The 612-nt window shown below is 59.5% G+C and carries 1 protein-coding gene; it reads right to left on the reverse strand.

The window, feature by feature from the left end; translation table 11 throughout:
• A partial coding sequence (locus tag AC0L2K_RS35000) for an AMP-binding protein (RefSeq protein ID WP_473533661.1) occupies nt 1–612 on the reverse strand: 612 nt, incomplete at both ends.

A 612-nucleotide genomic window follows, 5' to 3' on the forward strand; every position in this document is an offset into this window, starting at 1 on the left:
AGCTCGCCCACCGCCCCGAACGGCACCGGCTGACCATGAGCGTCCAGAAGGTAGATCCGCGTGTTCGCAATCGGACGGCCAATCGTTTCAACGACAGCCTCTCCCCTGGGCATACAAATCCAGGTCGAGTAGGTCGTTGTCTCGGAAGGGGCGTACAGATTGCAGATCTTCTCGACGTGGCTGTGCTCGAAGATTCTCTCGATCAGACCTGCGTTCAGCGGTTCGCCCGCCAAATTGATGACGCTTGTCGAACCCGGTACGGCTTGCTTGTCGAGCAGAGCGGCGATCGCAGAGGGGACTGTATTGATCAGCGAGACATCCAAAGGCGTCTGCGCCAGTGCCAGCGCATCCTCGACAAGATACAGCGCGCTTCCTTGCGACAGCGGAACGAAGCACTCATAGACGGACAGATCAAAACTGATCGAGGTAGAAAACAGCGTGCGACTGATCTCGGAGTCCGCAAACACGCCGCTGCTCCAATGCAGCAGATTGACGGTGCTGGCATGCTCGATCATGACGCCCTTTGGAGTTCCGGTGGAGCCCGAGGTGTAGATGACATAGGCGAGATGGCGGGATGTGAGGCCCAGCGCGCGCGGCTCGGGATCGCAGGCG

This window comes from Mesorhizobium sp. WSM4817 (assembly GCF_055811135.1).